The organism is Actinomadura montaniterrae (assembly GCF_008923365.1).
In the GTDB taxonomy this organism is placed as follows: Bacteria; Actinomycetota; Actinomycetes; order Streptosporangiales; family Streptosporangiaceae; genus Spirillospora; species Spirillospora montaniterrae.
The window spans coordinates 12,674-37,081 of record NZ_WBMR01000040.1; the positions used below are offsets into that span (position 1 = coordinate 12,674).

General features: G+C 74.6%; 26 protein-coding genes. 11 read left to right on the forward strand and 15 right to left on the reverse strand.

What is annotated here, in order from left to right; all coding sequences use genetic code 11:
• Window positions 1-83: 83 nt before the first annotated feature.
• The 3 genes from F9B16_RS16495 to F9B16_RS16505 all read right to left on the reverse strand — a co-directional run bounded on the left by F9B16_RS16495 (window position 84) and on the right by F9B16_RS16505 (window position 2,193).
• On the reverse strand, window positions 84-965 hold the full coding sequence (locus F9B16_RS16495; protein WP_151540995.1) for a DMT family transporter: 882 nt from the start codon (window positions 963-965) through the stop codon (window positions 84-86).
• Window positions 965-1,657, reverse strand: a complete 693-nt coding sequence (locus F9B16_RS16500) for a B3/B4 domain-containing protein (RefSeq protein ID WP_225991677.1) — start codon at window positions 1,655-1,657, stop codon at window positions 965-967. Before F9B16_RS16500 ends, F9B16_RS16495 begins: the two co-directional genes overlap by 1 nt.
• Window positions 1,658-1,755: 98 nt before the next feature.
• Window positions 1,756-2,193 carry a MarR family winged helix-turn-helix transcriptional regulator gene (locus F9B16_RS16505; protein WP_151540960.1) on the reverse strand — a complete coding sequence of 146 codons (438 nt, stop codon included), beginning with the start codon at window positions 2,191-2,193 and terminating at the stop codon, window positions 1,756-1,758.
• Window positions 2,194-2,280: 87 nt separating this feature from the next.
• Here F9B16_RS16505 and F9B16_RS16510 point away from each other — a divergent pair, with 87 nt between their 5' ends.
• The gene (locus F9B16_RS16510) at window positions 2,281-3,597 is read left to right on the forward strand and encodes an alpha/beta hydrolase (RefSeq protein WP_151540961.1); all 1,317 of its coding nucleotides are present in this window, start codon (window positions 2,281-2,283) and stop codon (window positions 3,595-3,597) included.
• 11 nt (window positions 3,598-3,608) lie between these two features.
• Window positions 3,609-4,061, forward strand: a complete 453-nt coding sequence (locus F9B16_RS16515; RefSeq protein WP_151540962.1) for an iron chaperone — start codon at window positions 3,609-3,611, stop codon at window positions 4,059-4,061.
• Window positions 4,062-4,153: 92 nt separating this feature from the next.
• Here F9B16_RS16515 and F9B16_RS16520 read toward each other — a convergent pair whose 3' ends face one another.
• Entirely contained in the window at window positions 4,154-6,946 is a 2,793-nt protein-coding gene (locus F9B16_RS16520) for an ATP-binding protein (RefSeq protein ID WP_151540963.1), read from the reverse strand.
• Between the two features lie 127 nt (window positions 6,947-7,073).
• Between F9B16_RS16520 and F9B16_RS16525 the strand changes: the two genes are divergently transcribed.
• A complete protein-coding gene (locus F9B16_RS16525; protein WP_151540964.1) occupies window positions 7,074-7,556 on the forward strand; it encodes a pyridoxamine 5'-phosphate oxidase family protein in 483 nt (160 codons plus the stop codon).
• Between the two features lie 125 nt (window positions 7,557-7,681).
• Window positions 7,682-8,266: a helix-turn-helix domain-containing protein gene (locus F9B16_RS16530; protein WP_151540965.1), complete on the forward strand. Its 585-nt coding sequence runs from the start codon at window positions 7,682-7,684 to the stop codon at window positions 8,264-8,266.
• Between the two features lie 93 nt (window positions 8,267-8,359).
• On the opposite strand, the gene dnaN is transcribed toward F9B16_RS16530, so the two are convergent.
• The 4 genes from dnaN to F9B16_RS16550 form a co-directional block, all read right to left on the reverse strand.
• Window positions 8,360-9,511 (reverse strand): DNA polymerase III subunit beta, encoded by a 1,152-nt coding sequence (gene dnaN / locus F9B16_RS16535; protein WP_151540997.1) that lies wholly within the window; start codon window positions 9,509-9,511, stop codon window positions 8,360-8,362.
• A 111-nt stretch (window positions 9,512-9,622) separates the two neighbouring features.
• Window positions 9,623-10,132 carry a methylated-DNA--[protein]-cysteine S-methyltransferase gene (locus F9B16_RS16540; protein ID WP_151540966.1) on the reverse strand — a complete coding sequence of 170 codons (510 nt, stop codon included), beginning with the start codon at window positions 10,130-10,132 and terminating at the stop codon, window positions 9,623-9,625.
• A gap of 15 nt (window positions 10,133-10,147) precedes the next feature.
• Window positions 10,148-11,620, reverse strand: coding sequence for a DNA-3-methyladenine glycosylase 2 family protein (locus tag F9B16_RS16545; RefSeq protein WP_151540967.1), 1,473 nt, complete (start codon window positions 11,618-11,620; stop codon window positions 10,148-10,150).
• 50 nt (window positions 11,621-11,670) lie between these two features.
• Window positions 11,671-12,642, reverse strand: coding sequence for a DMT family transporter (locus F9B16_RS16550; protein WP_225991678.1), 972 nt, complete (start codon window positions 12,640-12,642; stop codon window positions 11,671-11,673).
• Between the two features lie 217 nt (window positions 12,643-12,859).
• Here F9B16_RS16550 and F9B16_RS16555 point away from each other — a divergent pair, with 217 nt between their 5' ends.
• Window positions 12,860-13,222: a nuclear transport factor 2 family protein gene (locus F9B16_RS16555; RefSeq protein ID WP_151540968.1), complete on the forward strand. Its 363-nt coding sequence runs from the start codon at window positions 12,860-12,862 to the stop codon at window positions 13,220-13,222.
• Between the two features lie 68 nt (window positions 13,223-13,290).
• On the opposite strand, the gene F9B16_RS16560 is transcribed toward F9B16_RS16555, so the two are convergent.
• Both F9B16_RS16560 and F9B16_RS16565 read right to left on the reverse strand, forming a co-directional pair.
• Window positions 13,291-14,052, reverse strand: a complete 762-nt coding sequence (locus F9B16_RS16560) for an SDR family NAD(P)-dependent oxidoreductase (RefSeq protein ID WP_151540969.1) — start codon at window positions 14,050-14,052, stop codon at window positions 13,291-13,293.
• Between the two features lie 22 nt (window positions 14,053-14,074).
• A complete protein-coding gene (locus F9B16_RS16565; protein WP_151540970.1) occupies window positions 14,075-15,463 on the reverse strand; it encodes an MFS transporter in 1,389 nt (462 codons plus the stop codon).
• A 92-nt stretch (window positions 15,464-15,555) separates the two neighbouring features.
• Here F9B16_RS16565 and F9B16_RS53610 point away from each other — a divergent pair, with 92 nt between their 5' ends.
• The gene (locus F9B16_RS53610) at window positions 15,556-16,446 is read left to right on the forward strand and encodes a helix-turn-helix domain-containing protein (protein WP_151540971.1); all 891 of its coding nucleotides are present in this window, start codon (window positions 15,556-15,558) and stop codon (window positions 16,444-16,446) included.
• Between the two features lie 93 nt (window positions 16,447-16,539).
• On the opposite strand, the gene F9B16_RS16575 is transcribed toward F9B16_RS53610, so the two are convergent.
• Entirely contained in the window at window positions 16,540-16,914 is a 375-nt protein-coding gene (locus F9B16_RS16575) for a YrdB family protein (protein WP_151540972.1), read from the reverse strand.
• Window positions 16,915-16,961: 47 nt separating this feature from the next.
• Here F9B16_RS16575 and F9B16_RS16580 point away from each other — a divergent pair, with 47 nt between their 5' ends.
• Window positions 16,962-18,104, forward strand: coding sequence for a methyltransferase (locus F9B16_RS16580; RefSeq protein WP_151540973.1), 1,143 nt, complete (start codon window positions 16,962-16,964; stop codon window positions 18,102-18,104).
• 3 nt (window positions 18,105-18,107) lie between these two features.
• On the opposite strand, the gene F9B16_RS16585 is transcribed toward F9B16_RS16580, so the two are convergent.
• Window positions 18,108-18,962: a helix-turn-helix transcriptional regulator gene (locus tag F9B16_RS16585; protein ID WP_151540974.1), complete on the reverse strand. Its 855-nt coding sequence runs from the start codon at window positions 18,960-18,962 to the stop codon at window positions 18,108-18,110.
• Window positions 18,963-19,126: 164 nt separating this feature from the next.
• On the opposite strand from F9B16_RS16585, the gene F9B16_RS16590 reads away from it, so the two are divergent.
• Together F9B16_RS16590 and F9B16_RS16595 are read left to right on the forward strand one after the other, a co-directional pair.
• Window positions 19,127-19,903 carry an alpha/beta fold hydrolase gene (locus tag F9B16_RS16590; RefSeq protein WP_151540975.1) on the forward strand — a complete coding sequence of 259 codons (777 nt, stop codon included), beginning with the start codon at window positions 19,127-19,129 and terminating at the stop codon, window positions 19,901-19,903.
• A gap of 91 nt (window positions 19,904-19,994) precedes the next feature.
• Window positions 19,995-20,783 (forward strand): SDR family NAD(P)-dependent oxidoreductase, encoded by a 789-nt coding sequence (locus F9B16_RS16595; RefSeq protein WP_151540976.1) that lies wholly within the window; start codon window positions 19,995-19,997, stop codon window positions 20,781-20,783.
• On the opposite strand, the gene F9B16_RS16600 is transcribed toward F9B16_RS16595, so the two are convergent.
• A complete protein-coding gene (locus tag F9B16_RS16600) occupies window positions 20,784-21,173 on the reverse strand; it encodes a nuclear transport factor 2 family protein (protein ID WP_151540977.1) in 390 nt (129 codons plus the stop codon).
• 88 nt (window positions 21,174-21,261) lie between these two features.
• Here F9B16_RS16600 and F9B16_RS16605 point away from each other — a divergent pair, with 88 nt between their 5' ends.
• Window positions 21,262-21,720 carry a MarR family winged helix-turn-helix transcriptional regulator gene (locus F9B16_RS16605; protein ID WP_151540978.1) on the forward strand — a complete coding sequence of 153 codons (459 nt, stop codon included), beginning with the start codon at window positions 21,262-21,264 and terminating at the stop codon, window positions 21,718-21,720.
• Window positions 21,721-21,727: 7 nt separating this feature from the next.
• Here the strand turns inward: F9B16_RS16605 and F9B16_RS16610 are convergent, their stop codons facing one another.
• A complete protein-coding gene (locus F9B16_RS16610) occupies window positions 21,728-23,227 on the reverse strand; it encodes an alpha/beta hydrolase (RefSeq protein WP_192808824.1) in 1,500 nt (499 codons plus the stop codon).
• A 63-nt stretch (window positions 23,228-23,290) separates the two neighbouring features.
• On the opposite strand from F9B16_RS16610, the gene F9B16_RS16615 reads away from it, so the two are divergent.
• Window positions 23,291-23,560 carry a hypothetical protein gene (locus F9B16_RS16615; protein ID WP_151540980.1) on the forward strand — a complete coding sequence of 90 codons (270 nt, stop codon included), beginning with the start codon at window positions 23,291-23,293 and terminating at the stop codon, window positions 23,558-23,560.
• 39 nt (window positions 23,561-23,599) lie between these two features.
• On the opposite strand, the gene F9B16_RS16620 is transcribed toward F9B16_RS16615, so the two are convergent.
• Window positions 23,600-24,142 (reverse strand): YunG family protein, encoded by a 543-nt coding sequence (locus F9B16_RS16620; protein ID WP_225991679.1) that lies wholly within the window; start codon window positions 24,140-24,142, stop codon window positions 23,600-23,602.
• Window positions 24,143-24,408 lie beyond the last annotated feature (266 nt).

Sequence of the window (24,408 nt, forward strand, 5' to 3'; positions counted from 1 at the left end):
CCAGAGATCGATCAGACGGCCGCGCCTCTCCGGCGGTTCGGCGGGAGGAACCACCGGCAAGGGCGGCGCGGATCGCGGCGGCGTCAGCCGACGGTGACGAGGGCCACGCCCGCCACCGCGATCGCCATGCCGACGCGCTGCACCGCGCGGAGACGCTCGCTGTAGGCGATCCTCGCCAGCAGCACCGTGATGGCCGGGTAGAGCGACGTCAGCACGGTGACGAGGCTCAGCAGGCCGTCCTGGACGGCCAGGTAGTACAGGGCGTTGGCGCCGGAGTCGAGGATGCCGGACAGCAGCGCGAGGCCGATCAGCGTCCGGCCGCTCACCCACGGGCCCCGGTCGCCGCCGCGCGTCCGCAGGGCGATCAGCAGCGCCGTGAACACGATGGTCAGCGTGCCGATGCGGGCGGTGGCGATCGGCCAGAGCCCGGCGCCGTCCCCGGCCGCCTTCAGCATGATGAAGAAGACGCCGAAGCAGGACCCGGACACCAGCGCCATCAGCGGGCCGCTGTCCAGGGGCCGGCGGACGAGGGAGGCGGTCGCGGACGGCTCGTCCTCCCCGCCCTTCTCCATGCTGACCAGGCCTATCGCGAGCAGGCACAGCAGGACGCCGAGCAGGGCGGTCTCGTCCAGCCGCTCGCCGCGCAGCACGCCGACGCCGACCGGCAGGACCGCGGAGGCCAGCGCGGACACCGGCGCGACGACGTTCATCGGCCCGCGGGCGAGCGCGCGGTAGAAGGCGATGAGGCCGACGCCGCCGGCGAGCCCGCCGAGGAAGCCCCAGGCGATCGGGCCGGGCGCGGGGGCGCCGCCGGCCAGCAGCGCGGCCGCGACGGCGACGAGCAGCCCCATCGGGGCGGACAGCACCAGGGTCTTCAGCGCGGTGGACCGGCGCGAGACGGCGCCGCCGAGGAAGTCGGCGACGCCGAACGCGACGGCGGTGACGAGGGCGAGGGCGGTGACCATCACGTCCCGCCGATCAGCCGGCTCTCGATCCGGACGTCCGGGGAGATCTCTCGCAGCCGGGCGGCGAGGTCGTCGCCGGCGGCGTGCAGCCGGTCCAGGGGGTACGGGGCGAGGCGCTCCAGCAGGAACAGGCCGTTCTTGGTCGTCTCGGTGAGCCGGGTGCGGACGCACTGCCGCCAGTTCCAGCGCCGGCAGGTGACGCCGGCGTCGTCGCGCCAGACGACCTCGCCGGCGTCCGGGTGCTCCACGGCGGGCTCGCCGGCGGCGATCACGTCGAAGGGCTCGTCGCCGGTGGCCCTGACGAGCCGGGCGGGGCCCTGGTAGGCGTCGAGGTCCTCGCCGCCGATGGGCAGGGCGTGGGCGACGCTGACGGCGTTGTAGGCGTCGACGACCCGGTTGATGGCGGGAAGCGTCTCGGCGCGGCGGAGCAGGGCGTCCACGGAGGGCCGGGTCCGCTTCGGCTTGGCGCCGAACGCCCGGTAGGCCTCGCGCCACGCCTCGACGTGCGGGTCGTCGGCGTCGGCCTGCTCGCCGGCGGCGCGCAGCCAGGCCTCGGACGCCGCGTCGCTGGGGCCGTTGTGCAGGCCTTCGGCGGTCATGACGAGCACGGCGAAGTCGGGACGGAGCTCCCGCACGGCCTCGTCCACGGTGATCCGCTCCAGCATCCCGTTGCTCCCCTTCCGGACGGTCATTTGAGTGAACTCGAAAGTGCATCATACCGACCGACGGGGCGTCCCGGGCAATCCGTTTCCTGCAACACGCGGGCGCCGCCGGTTGTTCTCCGGCGGGCTCACTCGGGATCGGGGAGCGCGCGGACCAGGTCGAGCAGGCGCCGGACGTCCGGCAGGACATCGACGAGGCCGGCCTCGGCGAGCGCTTCGGCGGCCTGGTCGAAGAACGGCCGCCGGGCGGCGACGATGCGCTGGACGAGGTCCCGGCCGGCGGGGGTGAGGGTGAGGTCGGTCCGCCGCCCGTCGTGCGGCGAGGGGCTGCGGTCGACCCACCCGGCGGCGGCGAGGCGGTCGGTGAGGCGGCTGGGGTGGCCGGGGTCGGCGGCCATCCGGGCGCCGAGGTCGGCGATGGAGACCGGCTGCCCGTCGGCGATGATCAGCAGCGCCTCGGCCTGGACGGCGGTGACGCCGAGCGGGCGCAGCAGGCGGCCGAACCGCCGCTCGACCTCGCGTTGCGCGGTCTTCAGGGCCATGAGCAGTTCGAGTACGGGCTCCACGGGGGGAGTCTATTGCTTTATGTGTCATGACATGCATATGCTCGGCGCCGGGAAGATATGTGTCATGACATGGAAATGGGGTCGCGGATGCGCAGGATCAGGTTCTCCCGGACGCCGGCGTTCGACTTCGAGGCGCTGCGCGGGCTGTGGGCCGCGGCCTACGACGGCGGCGAGTTCGGCGAGGTCGCCGCCGTCATGGCACGGGTCCGCAGGGGCGACTTCGAATCCTGGTACCGGGAGTGGTCCGCGATGGCGGACCGGGTCGCGGCGCGGGGACGCGCCTACGACGAGCCCGTGTCACGCGGTACCGCGCTGCTCCGGGCCGCCAACTACCAGCGGCAGGCCGAGTTCTTCCTGGACCCGGCCGACCCGCGCCGCGCCGCGACCGCCGCGTCCGGACGGGACCTGTTCGACGCCGGGCTGGACGCCCTCGGCACCGGCATCACCCGCACCCGCATCCCCTACGACGGCGCGGACCTGGAGGCCCTGTTCATGCGCCCCGCCGAGTCCACGCGCCCCGCCGAGTCCATGCGCCCCGAGGGCCCGGACTCGCGCACGGTCCTCGTCGTCCAGGGCGGCTTCGACTCCACGCTCGAAGAGCTGTACTTCATGCTCGGCGCCGCGGCCGTCCGGCGCGGCCACTGCGTGCTCATGTTCACCGGCCCGGGCCAGGGATCGTCGCTGCGCGAGCACGGCATGCCGTTCACCGCCGAATGGGAGCGGCCCACCGCGGCGGTGCTCGACTGGCTGGACGGCCTCGTCGAGCCCCGGCTGCTGGTCGGCGCCGGCATCAGCTTCGGCGGCCACCTCCTCGCCCGGGCCGCCGCGTTCGAGCCGCGCTACGACGGCGTCGTCCTGTACGACTACTTCCCCGGCATGCTCACCGCGTTCCTGCACAACGTGCCCCGGCTGGTGCGCGGCGCGTTCCAGCGCATGCCCTGGTGGATGCGGCGCGCCGTCCCCCTGTACGGCAGGTTCGACGCCCAGGCCCGCTGGGGGATCGGCAACGCGTTCTGGACGTTCGGCGCGGAATCGCTGCCCGCCCTGATCGACGCGATGCGCCCCTTCGACGACCGCGACTGGGCCGGCGAGATCACCGCGGACGCCCTCGTCCTGCTGGCCGAGCGCGAGCACTTCTACGACCCCGCGCTCGGCCGCGACTTCGCCGCCCGGCTCACCGGCGCCCGCTCCGTCCGGGTCCACACCTTCGCCGAGGCCGACGGCGGGCACCTGCACTGCCAGAACGGCGCCCTCCAGCAGGCGCACGAGGTGATCTTCGACTGGGTCCACGCACTCGAACATTCAGTGGTGACCACGGAGGCGACCCGTACTCCCGCTGGGGAAGGCTGGGACCACGGCGATCGACCGGGCGGAACGCACCGGCGATCAGGAAACACCCACTAAGAGGAGCGATCATGGCGGCCACCAAGGACAGCGGTTACGAAGGCTTCACGGCCGAGGAGCGGGCCGCGATGAAGGAGCACGCCAAGGAGCAGAAGAAGGCGGCGAAGCGCGCCTCGGCGGCGGAGAAGGCGGCGGAGGCGGAGCAGGACGTGCTCGAGAAGATCGCCGCGATGCAGGACTCGGACCGGGTGATGGCCGAGCGGATCCACGCCGTCGTGAAGGCCGCCGCCCCCGAGCTCGCGCCGAAGACCTGGTACGGGATGCCCGCCTACGCGCTGGACGGCAAGGTCGTCTGCTTCTTCCAGAGCGCGGAGAAGTTCAAGGCGCGCTACGCGACGCTCGGGTTCAGCGACCTGGCGAACCTGGACGACGGCCCCATGTGGGCGGCCGGTTTCGCGCTGACCGAGGTGACGGACGAGGTCGAGGCCCGCATCGCCGACCTGGTGAAGCGCGCGGTGAGCTGACCGCGGTGAGCCGTGGCGAGCCGACCGCAATGAGCCGTCGTGAGCCGTGGTGGGCTGACCGTGGTGAGCTGACCGCGGCTAGCGGACCGCGGCTAGCGGACGGCCATGGGGGCGAGGCCGAGGTCGGCGAGCGCGGCCTGCCCGGCGCCGGTGTGCTCGCCGCCAGCGAGCACCAGCGTGCGCGCCGCCTGGTAGCGGCAGCCGGCCGCGCCGAACGCCGCGGCGGCGGCGAGCTGGCGCGGCACGTCGCCGTCGAGGAGCGCCTCCGCCCGGTCCACCTGGGCGGACGCGACCGGGTTGCCGGCCACCAGGGCCCGCGCGGCGGCGATCCGGTCCGCGGCGTCCGGGTGCCCGGCGAGCACCGCCGTCTCCGCCCGCAGCGCCGCGTACCAGTGCAGCCACACCCAGCAGACCCACTTCCACACGTCGTCCGGCGCGGGGGCGACGCGTTCGAGCGCCGCCGCGGCGTCGCCGTGGTGGAGCGCGACCATGGCGTCGAAGACGGCGCCGTAGCCCAGGCGGTGGTCCGCCTCGGGCCCGGCCTCGTCGACGATCGCGAGCCACGCCTTCCGGGCGTCGCCGTCGCCGCGCAGGCCGTGGACCATCGCGACGGACGCGGCGGCCGGGCCGAGCGAGCGCGTCCGCAGCCGCCCGCTCTGCTCCCACGCGTCGTGGAACCGCACGCTGCTCGCGAGGACGTCGGCGGCGTTCCCGGCGAACGCGTCCGCGACCAGCAGCCACGACGTGGCGTGGTGGCCCGCCTCGGCCAGCAGCGGATGACCGGCGAGCCGCCCGCCGAACCGGCGCGCGTCCGGCAGCCCGCCGACGCCGACGGCGGTCCCGGCGGCCATCGCGAGGGCGTCCATCAGCTCGTGCGTCTCGGCGGGGCCGGACGGCTCGGACGGCAGCAGGTCGATCCGGCGCCGGGCCGCGGCGGCGGCGCCGAAGGAGTCGCCCGCCCAGCTCAGGGCGCCGGAGAGCGCGTCGAGGGCGGCGGACTCCGCCACCGGGTCGCCCGCCAGCCGGGCCGCTTCGACCGCCCGTTCGGCCTCCCCGACCGTCTCCTGCGCGGGATTCTCCGGGTCTCCCTGGACGGAGCCGAACGCGTCGGCGAGCACCGCGGCCCCGGCCAGCGCGACGGCCGCCCCGGCGCCCGGATCGTCACCGGACAGCGCGCGCGCCTCCGCGAGCATGGCGGCCACCTCGTCCACAGGCGGGGTGTGCTCGAACGAGCTGGAGAAGCGGTACGCGACGGTCGCGGCGGTCGCCAGGTCACGGCCGGCCCCGGCGGCGTCCCCGGCCCGGCGGGCGGCCTCCGCGGCGGCGCGGTAGAGGCGGAACATGTCGCCGTCGACGCTCCGGCACCCGGCGACGGCCGCGGCCTGCCGCAAGACGACGGCGGCCTCGGCGTCGTCCGCGAGCCCAGCGGCCTGCTCGAACCGCTGCTGCGCCTCGCCGAGCAGCGTCCGCGCGAACGCCAGCTCGGCCGTCGACCGGGCGAGCCGGCACGCGTCCGCCCGGTGTTCCGGCTGGTCGGAGGCCCAGGTGAGGGCGGCGCGCAGGTCCTCGGCGACGGCGTCGAACCGGACCCGCCAGTCCGCGCCGCCCGCGCCGGACAGCGCGTCCGCGGCGGCCAGGCACCACGCCAGATGCCGCGACCGGACGTCCGCCGCCTCGCCCGCCCCGGCGAGCCGCTCCGCCCCGTACTGCCGGATCGTCTCCAGCGCGTGGTAGCGGGTGCCCGTCTCCGACGGCGCCACGGACAGCAGGCTCTGCTCGGCGAGCCGGCCGAGCCCGTCGACGACCGCCGCCGGCTCCAGCGGCCCGAACCCCGCGACGTCCGCGGCGGCCTCCGCGGTGAACGGCGCGACGAACACCGACACCCGGCGCAGCAGCGCCCGGTCCTGCGGATCCAGCAGGTCGTGGCTCCAGTCCAGCACCGCCCGCACCGACCGGTGCCGGTCGTCCGCGCGGGACCCGCCGGTGAGGATCCGCAGCTGGTCGGAGAGCCCGGCGGTCAGGCCGTCCAGCCCGAGCGTCGCCCACCGCGCCGCCGCCAGCTCGATCGCCAGCGCCATGCCGCCGAGCCGCTCGCAGACGGCCACGACCCCCTCGCTCACCGCCGGGCCCGGCGGCCAGCCGACCGCCGCCGCCCGGTCCATGAACAGCGCCACCGCGTCCGACTCGTCGCCGCCCTCCCGCGACAGCGGCGGGACCGGCACCACCCGCTCGAACGGCACCATCAGCCGGGCCCGGCTCGTCACCAGGACCCGCAGCCGCGGGCACGCCGCCAGCAGCCGCTCCACGAACGGCGCGACCCCGTCGCGGACGTGCTCGCAGTTGTCCAGCACCAGCAGCGCCCGGCGGTCCGCCAGCGCGGCGGGCACCGCGTCGTCGATGCCGCGGCCCGGCTGCTCGCCGACGCCCACGGCCGACGCGACCGCCGCGCCCACCCGGCCCGGTTCGCTGACCGGGACGAGGTCGACGAACCACACGCCGTCGGGGAACTCGCCCGCCACGTCCGCCGCCACCGCCAGCGCCAGCCGCGTCTTGCCGACCCCGCCCGGGCCGACGACGGTCACCAGCCGGTGTCCCCGCACCGCGTCGGCCAGCTCGCCGCGCTCGCGCACCCGGCCGACGAACGCGGTCAGCGGCGCCGGCAGCGCGGGCGCCGCGTGCGCCTCCTCGGCGCGGGCGACCTCCGCGGCGTGCCGGGCGAGCGCCCGCCGGTCCGGCAGCCCGAGCTTGCGCAGCAGCGACGAGACGTGCGACTCGACGGTGCGCACGGAGATCACCAGCCGCGCGGCGATCTCCGCGTTGCTGAGGTGCTCCCCGAGCAGCGCGAGGACTTCGGCCTCCCGGGCCGACACCGCTGGAACGGACACCGGTTCATTATCCGTGGTCGTTTCCGTGACCGGCACGGAGGCGGCCCGCACCCCGGCCGGGCGAGGCTGTGGACGACGGCGGCCGGCCCCTGCGGTCCGGTCGCGATCCACGAGCATCGGAGCGACCATGACCAGCCCTTCCGCGCAGGAGACCCCGACCGCGGCCGAGCCCCGCTCCCGGGACCGGCGCCGCCGCGACACCGAGCACCGCCTCGCCCACGACACCGACATCTGGGTGGCCACCGCCTCGCCGGACGGGCTCCCCTACCTGGTGCCGCTGTCCTTCGACTGGGACGGGGAGGCGCTGCTCGTCGCCACCCCGGCGGACACCCCGACCGGCCGGAACCTCGCCGCCTCCCGCACCGTCCGGCTCGGGCTCGGCCCCACCCGCGACGTCACCGTCATCGACGGCGACGTCGAGGTCTTCGAGCTCGACGCCCTGCCGGACGAGCGGGCCGACCGGTTCGCCGAACGCTCCGGCTTCGACCCGCGCGCGTCGTCGGGGACGTACCGCTGGTTCCGCATCACCCCGCGCCGCGTCCAGGCGTGGCGGGAGGCGAACGAACTGCCCGGCCGGGACCTGATGCGCGACGGCCGCTGGCTCCCCTGACCTCCGGCGGCCCGGGACGGTGATCGCGGCCCGCCGGGGCGCCGGGTGGCGGTGATGGTGGGATCGTGGGGGACGTCGGATCATGGGCCGTGCGGGCGGGAGGCCGGGTTGAGCGGGAGGCCGGGTTGAGCGGGCAGGAGACCGGGACGGGCGGGCAGGAGGCGATCGGCGAGGCCGTCGCGCGGACCGTCCGGGTTCTGCGGGCGGGGCACGGCTGGAGCCTGGACGAGCTGGCCGGGCGCTCCGGCGTCAGCAAGGGCGTGCTGGTCGGCCTGGAGCAGGGCCGCGGTAACCCCAACCTCGGCACGCTCATCCGCATCTCCGACGCGCTCGGCGTGCCGCTGACCCGGCTCGTGCAGGTCGAGGAGGAGCCGCCGGTGCGGGTGTTCCGCCCGGAACGGCACGTCGTGCTGTGGGAGGGCGAGAACGGCGGGACGGGCACGCTGCTCGCGGGCAGCGACCCGCGGCCGTCGCTGGAGCTGTGGCGGTGGGAGCTGCGGCCCGGCGAGGTCCGCGAGAGCGACGCCCACGTCCCCGGCACCAAGGAGATCGTCTACGTGGAGGCGGGCACGCTGACGCTCGGCGTGGACGGGCGCACCGACCTCATCGAGGCGGGCACGGCCGCCGTGTTCGTCGGCGACCGCCCGCACTCCTACGGCAACGCCGCGCGCGAGGACCTGCGCTTCGTCCTCGCCGTCCTCGACCTCTGACCCCGCCCGCCCGCCGCGCGGCCCAGGCCGTGAGACGCGCGGTCATGCCGTGAGGCAGGTCATGCCGTGAGGCGGGTCAGGCCGTGAGGCGGCTCAGGCCGTGAGGCGGACGGGCATGGCGAGGTAGCGGAAACCGGTGTCGGACGGGGCGTCTGGGCCCGGCTCCTCGCCGTCCTCGCGGTCGGGGACGCCGGTGAGCAGCGCGGCCTTGGTGGGGCCGGCGCATTCGAGGCGGGCGTACTCGGTGTCGATGCCGGCGAGGCCGTCCAGCAGGTACTGGGGCGCGAACGCGATGTCGATGTCGTCCCCGGACAGCTCGACGCCGAGGCTCTCGTTGGCGCGGGCGGAGTCGCCGGACGCGGCGCGGATGCGGACCTCCCCGGCGGTGAACGCGAGCCGGATCGGGGTGCCGCGCTCGGTGACCAGCGCGGCCCGCTTGATCGCCTCGACGAACGGCGCGGTGCGGATCTCCGCGACCGACGTCCAGTCGCCGGTGAGCCGGGACCGGTAGTTGATGTACTGGTCGTCGAGGAGGCGGCTGGTCATGCTGCGGCCGCCGCCCGACACGCCGATCAGGGTGTCGGCGGCGCCGGTGAGGTCGAGGGCGACCTCGGCGCCGGGGCGGATGGCCTTGGCGGTGTCGGCGAGGGTGCGGGCGGGCACGACGACGCCGGCGGTGAAGCCGGGCTCGGCGGGCGACCAGGTCAGCTCGCGGGCGGCGATGCGGTACCGGTCGGTGCAGGCGAGCCACATGGTGTCGCCGTCGATGTCGAGGCGGACGCCGGTGAGCATGGGGAGGGTGTCGTCGCGTCCGGCGGCGGGGACGACCTGCGCGACGGCGGCGGCGAACAGGTCGCCGGGGACGGTGCCGGCGCGCGAGGGCGGCTCGGGGAGCGTCGGGTAGTCCTCGACGGGCAGGGTGAGCAGGCCGAACTCGGCGGGCCCGCAGCGGACGACGACCTCGGCGCCCTTGGTGGTGAACTCCACGGGCTGCGCGGGCAGGTTCCGGACGATCTCGGCGAGGAGCCGGCCGGGGACGAGGGCGCGGCCGGGCTCGGCGACGTCGGCGTCCACGCGGGCGCGGGTGGACGCCTCGTAGTCGAAGCCGGCGAAGGCGAGCCCGCCGTCGGCGGTCGCCTCGACGAGCATGCCGGCGAGGACGGGCAGCGCGGGCCGCGCGGGCAGCGTCCGCGCCGCCCACGCCACGGCCTCGGCGAGGGTCTGACGGTCGACTCGGAACTCCACCTTGGTCTGCCTTTCCACGTTCCGCGTGCTCTCCGTGCACGGTAACTCGCGGCTCTGACAGAACGGTGATTCCCCCGTTCGAAGGCCCGCCGCCGCGCCCGGCGGGGCGGCTCAGAAGAGCGCCGCCTCGACGCTGCGGGTCTTGCGCTCGAAGTCGAGGAGGTAGCGCTTGCGGTCGAGGCCGCCGCCGTAGCCGGTGAGGCTTCCGGTGGAGCCGACGACGCGGTGGCACGGGACGATGACGCCGACGGGGTTCTTGCCGTTGGCGAGGCCGACGGCCCGGGACGCGCTGGGCTTGCCGAGTTCGACGGCGAGTTCCCCGTAGGTGGTGGTCTCGCCGTAGGGGATCTCCTGGAGGGCGGCCCAGACCCGTCCTTGGAACGGGGTGCCGCGCAGGTTGAGCGGCAGGTCGAACTCGGTCAGCTCTCCGGCGAAGTAGGCGGCGAGCTGCTCGGCTGTGGCGGCGAAGGGCTCGGCGTCGGGGTCCCCGGGGGCGCCGAAGGATTCCTCGGGTGGACGGTGCCGCTGGTTCACCATGTAGAGGCCGCATAGTGCGCCGTCTATGGCCACCAAGGTGAGCGGCCCGACGGGGCTGTCGACGACGACGTGCGTCGGTTCCATGGGTACGTCTCCTGGTCAGTTGGCGGGGAGAAGGTTGATGGGGTGGTCGCTCGTGGCCCACAGGTACTGCACGGCGTAGGCGCGCCAGGGGCGCCACTGTGCGGCGTGCTTGGTGAGAGCGGCCGGTGTAGTGGGGAGGCCCAGTCCCTTGGCGGCGGCCTTGATGCCGAGGTCGCCCGGTATGAACGCGTCGGGGTCTCCTAGCGCGCGCATGGCGATGGTCTCGATGGTCCACGGGCCGAAGCCGGGGAGGGTAGAGAGGCGTGCCCGGGCCTCGTCCCAGTCGCTTCCCACACCGAGGTCGATCTCGCCGTTGGCGAGCGCGTCCACGAGGGTGGTGAGGGTGGTGCGGCGGGTCTTGGGGAAGGCGAGCGCCTCGGGATCCAGTTCGGCGAGGGCGGCGGCGGTGGGGAAGAGGTGGGTGAGGCCGCCGCCCGGGTCGGTGATGGGGTCGCCGTAGGCGGTGACGAGGCGCGCCGCGTGTGTGCGCGCGGCGGCCACGGAGACCTGCTGCCCGAGCACGGCACGCACCGCGAACTCCGGGGCGTCCATAGAGCGCGGGACACGGCGTCCCGGCGCTTTGTCGACAAGCGGCGCCATGACGGGGTCCGCCCGGAGCAGGTCGTCGACGGCCACGGGGTCGGCGTCGAGGTCGAGCATCCAGCGGCAGCGGCTTATCGCGATGGTGAGGTCGCGCAGGTCGCTCAGCGTCAGCGTGCAGGCGACGTGGTCGGGACGCGGGCTCAGGGCGGCGATGCCGTGCCCGTGGGGGAGTCGCATGGTGCGGCGGAACGCGCCGTCCCGCCACTCCTCCACACCCGGGACGGCGGTGGCGGTGAGGTGCCCGAACAGGTTGTCCGGGCACAGCGGCGCGCGGAACGGCAGCCGCAGCGACAGCGTCCCGGAGCCGGCGGGCGGATGCCCCTTGGCGACACGGTCGCGCAGCTGCGTCGGGGTGAGCGCGAACACCTCCCGGACGGTGTCGTTGAACGCGCGGATGCTGGCGAATCCCGCCGCGAACGCGATGTCGCCCATGGGCAGCGGCGTGGTCTCGATGAGCAGCCGCGCGGTCTGGGCCCGTTGCGCGCGCGCGAGCGCGAGCGGGCCCGCGCCGAGTTCCGCGTTGAGCTGCCGCTCGATCTGGCGGGTGCTGTAGCCGAGGCGTCCGGCGAGGCCGGGGACGCCCTCGCGGTCGACGACGCCGTCCGCGATCAGCCGCATCGCGCGGGCGACGACGTCCGCGCGGTGGTTCCATTCGGGGGAGCCGGGGCTGGTGTCGGGCCGGCAGCGCTTGCAGGCGCGGAACCCGGCCTGCTGCGCGGCGGCGGCGCTCGGGTAGAACCGCATGTTCTCGGGCTTCGGCGGCACGACCGGGCAGCTCGGGCGGCAGTAGATCCCGGTGGTCACGACCCCGGTGAAGAACCATCCGTCGAAGCGGGCGTCCTTCGACTGGACGGCCCGCACGCACCTTTCCACGTCCTCGTGCATGCCTCCAGCATCACCGATGGTCAGGCATGTTCACTGGCGGAAAAACGACATCATCCCCCAGGGGCGGGGCGGCCCGCGAAGGTGTAGAGGACGACCCCGAGCGCGATCGCGGCGATGCCCGTCCATGCTACGGCGCCGGGCGGGTCCGTGGCGGTGAACAGCGGTTCCAGCAGGGCGACGAACACGACCTCGGCGGCCTGCGTCGCCTCGACGGCGGCGAGCCTCAGCGGGTGCCGGCGGACGCGGTGCGTCGCGGCGAAGAACAGCGACGTCGCGATCACGCCGGAGCTGACCGCGACGACCAGGCTCGCGACGAGCTGCCCCGACGTCGGCGCCCCCGCCCGGACCCCGCCGGCCGCCGCGACGGCGATCCAGAACGGCAGGCTGCCGATCGACATGGCCAGCAGCCGCTGGAAGGTGTCCAGGCCGGTCCCGGCGAGCTCCATCGTCCGGCGGTTCCCGACCGGGTAGGCGACGGCCGCGACCAGCACGACCGCGACGCCGCCCGCCATGCCCGCGGACGTCCCGCCGTGCCCGCCGACCTGGCTGAGGAACACCCCGGCGAGGATCAGCAGCGACAGCGCGGCGCCCCGGCCCGGGATCCGGCCGCGCTCGTCGTCGTAGAGCAGCGGCGCGAGGAGCATCCCGCAGACGATGGTGACCTGCCAGGTCGCGGCGACGGTCCAGCCGGGCGCGAGGTCGGCGGCCAGGCACAGCGGCGCGTAGAAGAACCCGAACCCGACGGTGCCCCACAGCGTCCACGGCAGCGGGTCGGCGCGCAGTGCCCGCAGGACGGGCCGCACCCCGCCGCGCGCCCCCACGATCGCGAAGAAGATCGGCAGCGAGAAGAGGAACCGCAGCGCCCCGGTCCATTCCCAGGCGCCGCCGCCGACCGCCATCATCCGGTTCGCGATGAAGGAGGCGGAGAAGAACAGCGCGCCGAGCACGCCCAGGCCGATGGACGCGGTCGCGCCCGCGCGGCCGGTCGCGTGCAGGGGCTGCGCGGGGGCCTCGGCGGTCACTGCTGGAACGTTCCTTCCCGGTGCGGGGTCCGTCCCCGCGGGGATGGCCGAGGGGTGGCCGCCGGGGGAGTTCGCAGTCGGACACTATCCGGCATCAAGGCGGGCGAATCCGGTCGGCCCCCGCATGACGTCGCAGGTAATCGATCTCCGGCCGCCGGCCCGGCACCGTAGAGACCACCGGGGCGGACGAACCCGGACGAACGACAGGAGAAGCGAGATGAGCGACGTTCAGCAGCGGGTCGAGCAGTACCTGGCCGCCTGGAACGAGACCGACCCCGCCGCCCGCCGCGCCGCGATCGACGCGCTGTGGACGGAGAACCCCGTCTACGTCGACCCGCTCGGCGTCGCCGAGGGCCGCGCCGCGATCGACGCGTTCATCGCCGCCGCGCAGGGCCAGTTCCCCGGCCTGGTGTTCCGGGCCGCCGGCGACGTCGACGCCCACCACAACGTGGCCCGGTTCACCTGGGAGCTCGGCCCCGAGGGCGGCGAGGCGCTCGCGGTCGGCTTCGACGTGGCGACCTTCGACGACGACGGCCGCTTCGACCGCGTGACCGGCTTCCTCGACAAGGTCCCGGGCTGAAGCCCGGCAACGGCCGACGCACAGCAACGGGCCGGGCGCATCGCGCCCGGCCCGTCGCGTCACGCCGGTCAGATCTGCCGGAGGGCTCCCCCGTCGACCGCCCATTCGGCGCCCGTCACCTGGGCGGACAGCGGTGACAGCAGGAAGGCGATGACGCGCGCCACGTCCTCCGGTGCGCCGAGCCGTCCGGCCGGGAGCCGGCGCTCCTCCCGGACGAACCGGTCGATCGCCTGCTCCACGGGCAGCCCGTACTGCGCGGACAGCTGCTCGGCGAACCCGCCGGGCTCGTCCCACAGGCGGGTGCGGGTGGGGCCCGGCGCGACGACGTTGGACCGGATGCCGCACCGGCCGAACTCCCCCGCCAGCGTCTTCGACACCGACAGCAGCGCCGTCTTGGACGCCGCGTAGTCCACAAGTGGCGTGTCCGGGAACCGTGCCGCCTCGCTGGACACGTGCACCAGGCTGCCCGCGCCCTGGTCGATCAGCGCGGGGAGCGCGGCCCGGGCCATCCGGACGGCGGCGTGGAAGTTCAGCTCGAACGCGGCGTGCCACTGGTCGTCGGTGACGTCCAGGAAGCCGATCCGCGAGTCGAGCGCTCCGGCGTTGTTGACCAGGCCGTCCAGGCGGCCGTGCCGGTCGAGGGCGGTGTCCACGATCCGCTGCGCGGCGGACGGGGCGGTGAGGTCGGCGGCGACGCCGTTCCCGAGCGGGGTGCGGGCGACGCCGACGACGTGCGCGCCCTCGTCCGCGAGGAGCCGTGCGGTCGCCGCGCCGATCCCGGCGGACGCGCCGGTCACGATGATCACCTTGCCGTCGAGTTCGAGGTCCATCGGATCCGTCCTTTCAGCGCGGTCAGGAGCGGCGGAGGAACAGCCCGGCGAGGGCGCCGCCGGCGACCGCGATCAGCGCGTTGACCAGCGTCGCGGCGTGCACGCCGCCGAGCACGGAGGCGTGCGCGGTGGCGACCGCGCTCATCACCGGGATGCCGAGGGTGATCGCGACCTGCTGCGTCATGGTGGCGAGGCCGGTCGCGAGGCCCTGCTCGCCGTCCGGCAGCCCGGACGTCGCGGTCCCCATGAACGCGACGATCGCGACGAGGTTCCCGAACCCGCCGATCGCGGTCGCGGCGAGCAGCAGCGGCAGCGCCGAGCGGTCCGCGCCGAGGCCGAGCAGCGCGGCCGTCGCGGCGGCCTGCAGGACGAGCCCGCCGACGAGCGTCGCCCGCCCGCCGAACCGGCCCATGATCCGGGGCGCGGCGACGCCGCCCGCGAACGTCCCGGCGCCGAGGACGCCGAGCGCGAGGCCGGTGGCCAGCGGCGAGAAGCCCAGCACCTGCTGCAGGTAGAGGGTCATCAGGAACACCAGCGACGTCTCGGTCGCGAACGCCACGAACCCGCCCGCGTTGCCCCAGCTCACGCTGCGCCGGGTCAGCACGTTCAGCGGCGCGAGCGGGGCCGGGGAACGCCGCTCGACCAGCACGAACGCGACCAGCAGCACGACGGCGGCGGCCAGCGCGGCCAGCGCGACCGGGTCGCCCCAGCCGTGCCGCCCGGCGGTCGTGATCCCGTAGACCAGCGCGAGGAGGCCGCCGGTGACGGTGACCGCGCCGGGGACGTCCAGCCGCGCGCCGTCCCGCGCCCGGCTCTCGGCGACCAGCGACGGCGTCACCGCCAGGATCAGCACCGCGACCGGAACGTTGATCAGGAACGCCCAGCGCCAGCTCAGCAGGTCGGTGAGCACGCCGCCGAGCACCGCGCCGACGGTGAACCCGGCGGACATCAGCGCGCCGCTCAGCCCGAGCGCCCGCGTCCGCAGCGGCCCCTCCGGGAACGAGGTGGTCAGCAGCGACAGCGCCGCGGGCGTCGCGATCGCGGTCGCGAGGCCCTGCAGGACGCGGCCGGTCAGCAGCATCGCGGGCGACGCGGCGAGCCCGCCGACCAGCGACCCGGCGGCCAGCAGCGCCATGCCCGCGAGCAGCATCCGGCGGCGTCCCGCCAGGTCGGCGACGCGGCCGAACAGCAGCGTGAAACCGGCGGCGGGCAGCGCGAACGCGGTCGCGATCCACTGCAGCTGGTCCAGGCCGAAGCCGAGGCCGCGGCCGACCACGGGCAGCGCCACGTTGAGGATGGAGAAGTCGATGGCGAGCATGAACTGCGCGCCGAGCAGCAGGGTCAGGATCAGCTTGTGCCGCGGCGACATCCGCTCGGGGGCGGTGACCGCGGCGCTCGTGAGAACGCTCATGGCAGCGACTCTCGCGCCGCCCCGCGCGCGCACCCAGCCCCCGCCCGTTCGTACCACCGGCAGTAGCAGGATCAGCGGATAGCCTCACCGGCATGGCGCGCAACACCGAACTCGGCGATTTCCTCAAGTCGCGGCGGGCCCGGCTGCAGCCGGAGGACGCCGGCGTCGCCTCCTACGGGACGCGCCGCCGCGTGCCCGGCCTGCGGCGCGAGGAATTGGCGCAGCTCGCCGGCGTCAGCGTCGCCTACTACATCCGGCTGGAGCAGGGCACGGCGGACGGCGTGTCCACCGAGATCCTCGACGCGATCTCCCGGGCCCTGCGGCTGGACGCCGACGAGCACGCCCACCTGCACCGCCTCGCGCACCCGCCGCGCCGGCCCCGCCCCCACGCGCCCGCCCGGCTGCGCCCGCCGCTCCAGCACCTGCTCGACTCGATCACCCACGCGCCCGCGTACGTCGTCGGCCACTACACCAACGTCGTCGCGTGGAACCGGCTCACCGCCGCGATCTTCGTCGACCTCGCGAGCGTCCCGCCGGACGAGCGCACCTGGTCGCACCAGATCCACCTCAACGCCGACTACCAGGCCCGGCTCGGCGACAACTGGCCGACCGTCGCCCGACGCAACGTCGCCTACCTGCGGTTCCGCTCCGGCCAGGACCCCGACGACCCGCACCTGCGCGCGCTCATCGACGACCTGCGCACGCGCAGCCCGGAGTTCGTCCGGCTGTGGTCGGCGCACCACGTCACGGACCTGACGCACGGCGAGGCCCGCATCGACCACCCCGACGTCGGACGGCTCGTCCTGCCCTTCGAGACCCTGCACCTGCCGGGCGACCCCGAGCTCAGCCGCCTGATGCTCTACGCCGCCGAACCCGGCTCACCGTCGGAAGCCGGCCTCCGCAAAATCGCCGAGACGTCCCAGCATCTGTCGAGCGCCGACCTTGCGGCGGCTAGCGACAAATCCCCGAGTACGGCCGACTGACCTCGGCCGAAGGGTTCGCCGTGTCGGTGAACCGCCGCGCGACGCGGGTCGCCGGATTCCACAGGTCGTCGTCACCGTCCAGGAAGTACCGGCTCACTGGGCGGCGGTGGCGCGGAAGGCGGCGTCGCGGTCGAGGGTGGCGAGGGCCGTGTTGAGGAGCGCCACGACCGCGAACGCGACGGCGAGGGCCGGGTGGCCGACGCCGTAGAGCGCGAGCGCGCCGGCGCCGAACACGACCGCCTTCACCAGCAGGACGAACGGCAGCGCGACCTTGAAGCGGGCGCGGGGAGCGGCGAACATGCCCCACAGCACCATCGCCGCCACCGGCGTCCCGAGGCCGAGGACGATGTGGACGATCACGTTCCCGCCCGCGGTGAAGCCCCACCAGGCCAGCGCGGCCAGCGCGGCGAGCTCCAGAAGGAAGGCCAGGCCCTCGTTCAGCACGTGCAATGGACCTGGTAGACGCATGGAAGTGATCGTCCCACCGGCCCGTCGCCGCCGCTACCCTGCTCGGTGTGGACGAGCGGACCGTGATCGGCTGGCGCGAGGACGGCCGGGACCGCTCGGCGCGGTGGCGGTCGGAGAGCGGCGCCGCCCCGCCCCGCCGCGTGGTGATCGCCGACGACACGACGCGCGCGGACGAGGCGTACCGGCTGGCGTGCGAGGGGACGGCGCTGCTGTGGCGCGGCGACTTCCAGAACGCGCGGCAGCTTCTCGCGGCGATGGCGCGGCGCATCGACCGGACGCCGCGCAAGCGGAAGAAGGGGAAACCGGAACCGTCACAGGTGCAGGCGTTCCACCTCTACCGGCAGGCGCGCGCGCAGCGCGCCCGTACGCTCGGCATGCTGCTCATCCCGTTCGAGCCCGGTCACACGATCCCCTTGCGGCGTGCACCGGACGTGGCGCAGGCCTGCACGGAGGCGTACGGGCCTGATGACGAGCCGTACGTCACGTCCCTGCGGGAGCTTCTCGGTCTCATCGGCGCGCACGAATGGCGCGAGAAAGGCGTTCCGATCCCCGCACTGGGGGGCGACCGTATCCACCCGCACTACGGGGTGTTCTCGCCTGTGCGTGGCGAGTACGTCGACTTGGTCGCGCAGGCGCCGCTGCCCGCGACCACGGTCGCGTTCGACATCGGTACGGGAACCGGTGTGCTCGCCGCAGTGCTGGCCCGCCGCGGAGTGCAGCGCATCGTCGCGACGGACCAGGACCCGCGCGCGCTTGCGTGCGCCCAAGAGAACATCGAGCGGCTGGACGTGGCCAAGCAGGTCGAGCTCGTCGAGGCGGACCTGTTCCCGGAGGGACGCGCCCCGCTCATCGTGTGCAACCCGCCGTGGGTTCCCGGGAAGCCGACCACGCCGCTCGAACACGCCGTGTACGACCAGGACGGCCGGATGCTGCGCGGCTTCCTGGCCGGCCTCGCGGACCATCTCGAACCGGGCGGCGAGGGCTGGCTGATCCTGTCCGACCTGGCCGAGCACCTCGGCCTGCGCACCCGCGACGACCTGACGGACCTGGTCGGCGCCGCCGGCCTGGCCGTCGCCGGACGCCTCGACACCCGGCCCGCGCACCCGCGCGCCGCGGATCCGGACGACCCGCTCCACGCCGCCCGCTCAGCCGAAACAACGTCCCTGTGGCGCCTCACGCCCGCCCGCTGACGGTCACACGTGGCTGCGGTGGGCGGTCTCGGGGCCGATGACGCGGAGGAGTTCGAGGGCCTCGATGCTGCCGGAGCCGGGCGGCGGGGTGAACACGAAGACCCGCTGGTCCTCGGCCGGGGTGAGCAGCGCCTCGGTGTCGAACTCGATGGCGCCGACCTCGGGATGCAGGACCTTCATGCGGCTGGTCCGGTGGACGGCGACCTCGTGCCGCTCCCACAGCCGGGTGAACTCGTCGCTCGCGCCGTGCAGCCGTTCGACCAGCGCGGACGCGGCGGCATCGTTGCCGCGGCGGGCCACCGCGGCGCGCAGGCCCGCGACGTGCAGGCGGCCGTAGTGCTCGTGCTCGTCCTCCGGGTACGCCGACCGGACGAACGGGTCGGTGAACCACCGCCACACGATGTTCCGGTCGGCCCCCTCGACCGTGCACACGCAGCCGAAAAGGGCCTCGGCGAGGGCGTTCTGCGCGAGCAGGTCGCCGAGATCGCCGATGATCTGCGCGGGCGTCTCGTGCAGCCGGTCCAGCAGGTAGAGCAGGCTCGGCCGGACGTACTCGCCCGCGAACGGCCCGGCGGGCGGCCGGTGCCCGGCGAGGAGGTACAGGTGGTCCCGCTCGTCCAGGGTGAGGCGGAGCGCGCGGGCGAGGGCGCCGAGCAGCTGCGCCGACGGCTGCGGGCTGCGGGCCTGCTCGAGCCGCATGTAGTAGTCCGCGGACATGCCCGCGAGCTGCGACACCTCCTCGCGGCGCAGGCCCGGCGTGCGGCGGCGCGGCCCCGCGGGCAGGCCGACCTCCTGCGGGCGCAGCCGCTCCCGCGAGCGGCGGAGGAAGTCGGCGAGCTCCGGGCGGTCCATCTCCATGCCCCCATGATTCCGCGCCCGGCGGCAGGTCAGAACGGTCCAGGCTGGGACCGGTTGTCCTAGCCAAAGCGGTCCGCTCCTCAACGCGGACCGGCGGTGGCAGCGTCGAGAACGTCCGGAACCGATCCGGACGCGAACGACCACCATCGAAAGGACGGCCGAAAATGACGACGCTCACCGTCGGGAACGCCCGCGTGCCCTACCGCACCGAGGGCTCCGGCCCCGCGCTGGTCCTGGTGCACGGCGCCGGCCCCGGCTCGGTCATGTGGGACGGCCTCCTCGACCGGTTCACCGGCGACCGCACCGTGATCCTGCCCGACCTGTCCGGCAGCGACCCGGCCGAGGACGACGGCGCCCCGCTGACCATCGAGACGCTCGGCGCGCAGGTCAACGCGGTGATCGAGGACGCCGTGGGCGGCCCGGCGGACGTCGTCGGGTTCTCGCTCGGCGCGCCGACCGTCGCGGCCGCGGCGGCGCTGCGGCCCGACCTCGTCCGGCGGCTGGTGCCCGTCGCGGGCCTGACCCACGCGGGCGACGAGTACGTCAGGCAGTACATGACCACCTGGCTGGAGCTCGCCGGCACCCCGGACGGTTTCGGCCGGTTCGCGACGCTCACCGCGTACAGCCGCCCGTTCCTCAACCAGATCGGACCCGGCGGCGTCGAGGAGATGCGGACGTTCATGCGGCCGACGGAGGGCCTGCTGCGCCAGATCGACCTCGTCCGGCGGCTCGACATCCGCGAGCTGCTGCCGAGGATCACCGCGCCGACGCTGGTGATCGGCGCGACCCGCGACCAGACGATCCCGGTCGAGAACCACCGGGAGCTGTTCGCGGCCATCGCCGGCAGCGAGTACGCCGAGCTGGACACCGGCCACGTCGCGATGGCGGAGCGCCCCGACGAGTTCGCCAAGCTCGTCCGGGACTTCCTCGGCCGGCCGTGACCCGCCGCCCGGGGGCGCCCAGCCTGTTGGCCCGGATACCAGGCTGGGCGTGCCCTGGTTACGGCCGCCGCCCGGCGAGCACGATGGGACCATGCGTCCCATCGACCAGCAGACCATCCTGATCACCGGCGCGACCGACGGCCTCGGCCGCGCCCTGGCCGGCGAGCTCGCCGCCGAGGGCGCGACGGTGCTGGTACACGGCCGCGACGACCGGCGCGGCGAGGACACCCTCAAGGAGATCGGCGGCACGGCGTCCTGGTACCGGGCCGACCTGTCCTCGCTCGCCGAGACGCGCGCGCTCGCCGAGGCGGTCCGCGCCGACCATCCCCGGCTGGACGTCCTGGTCAACAACGCGGGCATCGCCAACACCGGGCCCCGGCAGGAGACCGCCGACGGCCACGAGCTGACCTTCCAGGTCAATTACCTGTCCGGATACCTGCTCACCCGGCTGCTGCTGCCGACGCTGACCGCCTCCGCGCCGGCGCGGATCGTCAACGTCAGCAGTCTCGGCCAGACCGCCATCGACTTCGACGACCCGATGATCACCCGCGGCTACGGCGGGATGCGGGCCTACTGCCAGAGCAAGCTCGCGCAGATCCTGTTCACCATCGACCTCGCGGACGAGCTGGCCGGGACGGGCGTCACCGCGAACGCGCTGCACCCGGCCACCTACATGCCGACGAAGATGGTCGCCTCGCCGATCAGCACGCTGGAGGAGGGCGTCCGCGCGACGCACCGGCTCGTCACCGACCCGGCCCTCGACGAGGTGTCCGGCCGGTTCTTCGACGGGCTGCGCGAGGCCCGCGCGGACGGCCAGGCCTACGACCCGGCGGCCCGTGCCCGCCTCCGCGAGCTGTCCGAGCGCCTCACCTCGCCCTGATCAGGCGGCGGGCAGCTCCCAGACCACGGTCGAGCGGACGCCGGCGATGCGCCATCCGTCCGGCGTCCGCGCGGCCCGGAGGTCGTAGCGCTCGCCGACCACGCGGGGCCCGCCCTCGTGCGCGAAGACGACCAGCAAATTGGCGCCGATGCCGGCCCGGTCGCCGTCGATCTCGATGAGCGGGTTGGTGACGAAGTGCTGGGTCGGGACGGTGTGGTTCCGGCGGGCCTGCGCGGCGAGCGCGTCGGCTCCCCTGGACGTCCCGCCGGGCGTCGTGACCTCGGCGTCCTCGGTGAAGACGGCGCGCGGGTCGTCGAAGTGCTTGCCGTCCAGCCACCGGCCGAGCCGGGCGGCCAGGTCGGTCAGCTCGTCGCGGTCGCGCAGTTCCATGACTCCTCCTATTTGTTGGCACTGCCAACGTTGGTTATGCCAACGCTACACCTATTCATTGGTGCCGCCAACAAGTAGACTGGCCCGCATGATCACCGACGACGCCCGGCAGCCCGAGCGGCTCCGGCACGCCGCCAGCTGGCTGATCAACCAGGCGTCCGCGCACAGCCACCGGCTCGTCGCCGACGGCTTCGCCGCCGCCGGCGCCCGCGGCTACCACTACCGCCTGCTCGCCACCCTCGAGGAGTACGGCCCCGCCAGCCAGGCCGACCTCGGCCGCCGCGCCGCCATCGACCGCAGCGACGTCGTCGCCGCGCTCAACCAGATGGCCGGCAGGAAGCTCGTCGAGCGCGCCCCCGACCCCGCCGACCGGCGCCGCAACATCATCACGCTCACCCCCGCCGGCCGCCGCCACCTGCACGAACTCGACCGCGTCCTCGCCGGAATCCAGGACGAGCTGCTCGCGCCGCTGTCCCCGGCCGAACGCGCCCAGCTCACCGAGCTGCTCACCCGCGTCACCGACCACCACGCGCGGAACCGGGCCTGACGCCGGCTCAGCCGATCGGCATCGTCACGGCGATCGGCCAGGCCAGCAGGACACCGCCGACCAGCGCCGTCACCCACACCGGCGCCCGCAGCGCCCGCAGCGCCGCCGCCTGGACGCCCTGCCAGACCAGCAGCCCGGCGATCAGCGGCGCCACCAGCAGCACCAGCCACGACACCAACCCGAGGACCGCGGCGAGCCCCAACCCCGCCAGCGCGCCCGCCGCCGCCCAAGCGTGGATAAGCGCGGCGGCGCGCGCGCTGTACCCGCCGCACAGCAGCTCGATCCCGGCGAAGAACACCATCGCGCACACGGCGACCGGCAGCAGCGCCCACACCCTCGGCCCCACCGGAACGGCGTGCGCCCAACCCAGCTGGGCGGGCACGGCGAACGACACGACGGTCAAGACCACCAGCACGACGGCCGACGCAAGGGCCCGCTTCCACGACCGTCCGCTGCCCTGGCCCCTCCGCCACGACACCGCACCGCACAGCAGACCGACGACGCCGAAGAACCCGCCCAACGGTCCCGCTATCCCGACCGGAAGCACCCCTCGCGGGATCACTCCGACGACCGCGACCGCCGCCAGAACGCCCGCCACCGGAACCCCCAGCGCAAGCACCAAAGGAACCTTCGCGCGCGCGCCGCGCTCACCACCGGGCCGTCCCAGAAGCACCGACGCGACCGCCGCGAACCTCAACACCGCCGCCAGATGCAGCAGCATCGCCGAACCCGCCCGCTGGAAAGGCCGAACCCCAACACCGGACACCCGGCCCCCACGCCCGAACGCCCGATCGAACCAGGCCGCGACCTCACGATGGGTGCGCGGCTGGAAGAGAACCCCCACATGCTCGGCGCCGCCCACGATGACCGCCCGCCGCGCCGTCCCCGCCGCCGCGTCCCCGTACGTGACCCCCGTTCGCCCCTGTGGATAAGCCGCCCGCACCCCCTGCACCGCCCCCTCGCGGTAGCCGGCGAACTCCAACCCGCCCGCGACCAGCAGCAGGTCCCGCGGGCCCGACGCGCTGAACGGCATCGTCCCCTGCGAGATCGCCACCGTCGCCGCCACCTCCGGATGCGCGCTCGCGTAACGCACCACGGCGGCCGCACCCATCGAATGCCCGAGAAGCCCGATCCCGTCCACGCCCGGCACGGCCCGCAGATGCCGCACCGCGACGTCCAGGTCCCGGTCCAGCCGCGCGTCCGCCGCCGGCCCGTCCCCCAGGTCCGGCAGCCGCTCCCTGCTCGCGCCGCCGCCCGCCAGGTCCACCAGCTCGACCACGTACCCCCGCCGCGCCAGCGTGTCCGCGAAACCCCGCATGAGCTGCATGCTCGCCGACAGCCCGTGCGCGACCACCACCCCCGGCAGCCGCCCTGCCGCCCCGTCGGGCCGCACCACCTCGACCGGCACCCCGGACACCACCGCCGACCGCCGCTCGATCCCCCGGTCCGCCGTCCCCAGCCCGGCGCCGCCCACCACCGCCGCGACCACGGCCACCACCACGCACACCCACCGCACCCCCAAATGGACGCCCCCACCCCCACCCAAGTTCCCGCGAACTAGGGTCGTTGCGTGGCGACGCGCAAGCACCGATGGCCGAAGACGCAGGACGGCATCGAGGACGCCGCCCTGCACATCCTGGAATGGCTCGCGGAACAGGGCGTCAACGCCACCCTCAGAGTGGACGCCGACCGCCTCGCCGAAGACCGCCCCGCCTGGACCTTCGCCGCGAGCGGCGGCCCCCTGCCGCACGGCATCCGCGCCGACGGCGCCACCCCCGACCAGTGCCTCTCCATGGCACTGGCCGAACTGCGCACCGCCGGGATCAACGTCCCCTACTGAAGCCCGGCACTAAGACCGCGCCGTCCACCCCGCCGGCCGTCATGCTCCCGGTGGTTCCGGCGGCCGTCCAAGATGTGCGGCAACGCGCCCGCTCAGCAGCAGGTACTCCTCGCGACGCCGCGGCAGTGGCCCCGGCGGACGCTCGACGCCCCGTCCAGCGGTGACGATCTGGCCATCCCGGAACTGCTCACGCGTCAGATCGAGCTCCACCCCGCTCGGCAACCGATTCCACCAGTGGTACCCCTGCCGCTCTTCACCATGGTGGACCTCACCGACCATGAGCTCGCCGCCGAAGACGTCGTGTACGACCAGGGCCGTGATGTCGCAATGACCCCAGGCAGGGTTGTCAGGGCTCCAGCCCGCGCGGGCGAGGTCGTCCGGCGAGCATGTGTCGGCGGCCCAACTTGCTCGAAGCGCCTGGGCAAGGGCTTCCAGGTTCCCTGGGGACACGTCCGCAGCATCGCAGCCGCCACTGACGCCAGAAGTCCTCGTGGTGGCTCGCGGAAGCCACAGCTTCGGCTCCACCGCTGTGACCTGGTCGGGCTCGACGCGCCAGGCGCGGCGGTCAGGGAGCACGGCCACGGCCCGACCACGTCGGGGACGTTGGGCCGGACGAACAGCTCCAGGTGCGTCAGGTCGGCCGGCCCGTAACGTGAGGCCCGTTCGTACCAGCGGTCGATGTAGGGACGCTGATCGCCGACGGCCGTCGCGATGTAGCACGCCCGCGGGCGCGCGACTTCGGCCAGGCGCAGCGCCTGGCCGATCGCCGCTCGGGCGGCAGATTCGCGGGCGGACTCACGATGCCCGAGCAGGCCAGGATCTGCGGAGGGCGCCCCATGATCGGCATT

Excerpts from the sequence above, each read along its gene's own strand:
- F9B16_RS16540 (WP_151540966.1), bottom strand. The coding sequence starts at position 10,132 with ATGGAACCGACGCACGTCGTCGTCGACAGCCCCGTCGGGCCGCTCACC.
- F9B16_RS16525 (WP_151540964.1), top strand. The coding sequence starts at position 7,074 with ATGACCAGCCCTTCCGCGCAGGAGACCCCGACCGCGGCCGAGCCCCGC.
- F9B16_RS16585 (WP_151540974.1), bottom strand. The coding sequence starts at position 18,962 with ATGGAGATGGACCGCCCGGAGCTCGCCGACTTCCTCCGCCGCTCGCGG.
- F9B16_RS16545 (WP_151540967.1), bottom strand. The coding sequence starts at position 11,620 with ATGCACGAGGACGTGGAAAGGTGCGTGCGGGCCGTCCAGTCGAAGGAC.
- F9B16_RS16515 (WP_151540962.1), top strand. The coding sequence starts at position 3,609 with ATGGCGGCCACCAAGGACAGCGGTTACGAAGGCTTCACGGCCGAGGAG.
- F9B16_RS53610 (WP_151540971.1), top strand. The coding sequence starts at position 15,556 with ATGGCGCGCAACACCGAACTCGGCGATTTCCTCAAGTCGCGGCGGGCC.
- F9B16_RS16595 (WP_151540976.1), top strand. The coding sequence starts at position 19,995 with ATGCGTCCCATCGACCAGCAGACCATCCTGATCACCGGCGCGACCGAC.
- F9B16_RS16575 (WP_151540972.1), bottom strand. The coding sequence starts at position 16,914 with ATGCGTCTACCAGGTCCATTGCACGTGCTGAACGAGGGCCTGGCCTTC.
- F9B16_RS16600 (WP_151540977.1), bottom strand. The coding sequence starts at position 21,173 with ATGGAACTGCGCGACCGCGACGAGCTGACCGACCTGGCCGCCCGGCTC.
- F9B16_RS16565 (WP_151540970.1), bottom strand. The coding sequence starts at position 15,463 with ATGAGCGTTCTCACGAGCGCCGCGGTCACCGCCCCCGAGCGGATGTCG.
- F9B16_RS16555 (WP_151540968.1), top strand. The coding sequence starts at position 12,860 with ATGAGCGACGTTCAGCAGCGGGTCGAGCAGTACCTGGCCGCCTGGAAC.
- F9B16_RS16500 (WP_225991677.1), bottom strand. The coding sequence starts at position 1,657 with ATGACCGTCCGGAAGGGGAGCAACGGGATGCTGGAGCGGATCACCGTG.
- F9B16_RS16590 (WP_151540975.1), top strand. The coding sequence starts at position 19,127 with ATGACGACGCTCACCGTCGGGAACGCCCGCGTGCCCTACCGCACCGAG.
- F9B16_RS16605 (WP_151540978.1), top strand. The coding sequence starts at position 21,262 with ATGATCACCGACGACGCCCGGCAGCCCGAGCGGCTCCGGCACGCCGCC.
- F9B16_RS16510 (WP_151540961.1), top strand. The coding sequence starts at position 2,281 with ATGCGCAGGATCAGGTTCTCCCGGACGCCGGCGTTCGACTTCGAGGCG.
- F9B16_RS16495 (WP_151540995.1), bottom strand. The coding sequence starts at position 965 with ATGGTCACCGCCCTCGCCCTCGTCACCGCCGTCGCGTTCGGCGTCGCC.
- F9B16_RS16560 (WP_151540969.1), bottom strand. The coding sequence starts at position 14,052 with ATGGACCTCGAACTCGACGGCAAGGTGATCATCGTGACCGGCGCGTCC.